The 2500-nt window shown below is 48.0% G+C and carries 2 tRNA genes and 1 rRNA gene (1 of these 3 cut by a window edge); all 3 read right to left on the bottom strand.

What is annotated here, in order from left to right:
• Nucleotides 1-37, bottom strand: a tRNA-Ala gene (locus tag BXY82_RS15315); it reaches 40 nt to the left of the window's first position.
• Nucleotides 38-120: 83 nt separating this feature from the next.
• Nucleotides 121-194, bottom strand: a tRNA-Ile gene (locus BXY82_RS15310).
• Between the two features lie 83 nt (nt 195-277).
• A 16S ribosomal RNA gene (locus BXY82_RS15305) occupies nt 278-1795 on the bottom strand.
• Between the last annotated feature and the right edge of the window lie 705 nt (nt 1796-2500).

The following is a 2500-nucleotide window of genomic DNA, read 5'->3' as shown; positions in this document are numbered from 1 at the left end:
GCAAGGCAGGCGCTCTAGCCAGCTGAGCTAATCCCCCAATTTGAAATTCAGAATTTTTGAATTCAGAATTACGAATTTAGAACTCTCTAGCTTCCAGAATTTCCTTTTTATAGTAGTTAGTAGTCTCAGGCAGACTCGAACTGCCGACCTCTACATTATCAGTGTAGCGCTCTAACCAGCTGAGCTATGAGACTCTACTATAGTATATTATTAAATCAACAGCAAAAGAACAAACCCTTCTTTTTCCAAACCCTTCCCAATGGCCGTCTTTCTCTAGAAAGGAGGTGTTCCAGCCGCACCTTCCGGTACGGCTACCTTGTTACGACTTAGCCCTAGTTACCAATTTTACCCTAGGCCGCTCCTTGCGGTGACGGACTTCAGGCACTCCCGGCTTCCATGGCTTGACGGGCGGTGTGTACAAGGCCCGGGAACGTATTCACCGGATCATGGCTGATATCCGATTACTAGCGATTCCAGCTTCACGGAGTCGAGTTGCAGACTCCGATCCGAACTGAGATAGGTTTTATAGATTCGCTCCTGGTCGCCCAGTGGCTGCTCTCTGTACCTACCATTGTAGCACGTGTGTAGCCCAGGACGTAAGGGCCGTGATGATTTGACGTCATCCCCACCTTCCTCACAGTTTGCACTGGCAGTCTTGCTAGAGTTCCCGACATGACTCGCTGGCAACTAACAACAGGGGTTGCGCTCGTTATAGGACTTAACCTGACACCTCACGGCACGAGCTGACGACAACCATGCAGCACCTTGTAGATTGCCCGAAGGAAAGTCTATCTCTAGACCTGTCAATCCACATTTAAGCCCTGGTAAGGTTCCTCGCGTATCATCGAATTAAACCACATGCTCCACCGCTTGTGCGGGCCCCCGTCAATTCCTTTGAGTTTCATTCTTGCGAACGTACTCCCCAGGTGGGATACTTATCACTTTCGCTTAGTCACTCAGGCCGAAGCCCGAACAACTAGTATCCATCGTTTACGGCGTGGACTACCAGGGTATCTAATCCTGTTCGCTCCCCACGCTTTCGTCCATCAGTGTCAATACATTATTAGTGATCTGCCTTCGCAATCGGTATTCTATGTGATATCTATGCATTTCACCGCTACACCACATATTCTAACCACTTCATAATGATTCAAGACAACCAGTTTCAAAGGCAATTCTACAGTTGAGCTGCAGGATTTCACCTCTGACTTAATCGTCCACCTACGGACCCTTTAAACCCAATGATTCCGGATAACGCTTGGATCCTCCGTATTACCGCGGCTGCTGGCACGGAGTTAGCCGATCCTTATTCTTACAGTACCGTCAAGTCCCGACACGTCGGGGTGTTTCTTCCTGTATAAAAGCAGTTTACAACCCATAGGGCCGTCTTCCTGCACGCGGCATGGCTGGATCAGGCTTGCGCCCATTGTCCAATATTCCTCACTGCTGCCTCCCGTAGGAGTCTGGTCCGTGTCTCAGTACCAGTGTGGGGGATCCCCCTCTCAGGGCCCCTATCTATCGCGGTCTTGGTAAGCCGTTACCTTACCAACTAACTAATAGAACGCATGCCCATCTCTCACCCATAAATGTTTAATACAGGTCCAATGCTGGTCCCGTATACTATGCGGTATTAATCCAAATTTCTCTGGGCTATCCCACTGTGAAAGGTAGGTTGCATACGCGTTACTCACCCGTGCGCCACTCGTCAGCCACCGAAGTGCTGTTACCGTTCGACTTGCATGTGTTAGGCCTGCCGCTAGCGTTCATCCTGAGCCAGGATCAAACTCTTCATCGTTAATTTTTTTGAACTTGCGTTCAGTACTTTTCAACGACCAAAGGAAATTTAATGTTTGGTACTCAAAATGGTTTGTTCTCTTTTGTGCGAAGCACCGTTTCCAGTACTTCGCTACGCTGTCAATCCAATATGTTAATGAACTTATTTCTCGTTTCTCCCAGCGAACTCAATCGCTAAGCGGGTGCAAATATATAACCCTTTTTTAATTCACACAATGTTTTTGAAGTTTTTTTTAAAAGTTTTTTTTCACACTCTAATCAACCTGCAACAAACATTATTTTAATGAACTTCCGCTCACGGACACTCCCGTTTTAAGCGGCTGCAAACATACAACCTTTTTTCGATCTGCAAAACATTTTTTTTGAAAAATTTTTGCTTCCCTATTCTAAGATGGTAATGAACGCTTTCCCTTGCCTGGGCGGCCCTGCGGCCCCTCGTTTGCGGGGTGCAAATATACAACCCTTTTTTCTTTACAAACAAACTAATCCTTCCCTTTTTTTCAACTTTTTTTCTCCGTTCTGAAAATGAACGCCTTAGGGCCACCAAAAACATGGCGCCTCCCACGCCCCCATCCCCCAACGGTGCCCGCGTTAGCGATGGAGCCCCTGTCTGAACTCTTTTGCAGACGCCCCCGCGGCTGCAAAAAGTGAGGGGCGAGAGCGCGGTGGGCTGCCCCAAAGGGCAGACCGAACGCCCAAAAAAGAA

The organism is Gelidibacter sediminis (assembly GCF_004364975.1).
Lineage (GTDB): Bacteria > Bacteroidota > Bacteroidia > Flavobacteriales > Flavobacteriaceae > Gelidibacter > Gelidibacter sediminis.
Note: the sequence above shows the minus strand (reverse complement) of the source record. Positions and strands in the feature narration are given on the sequence as shown.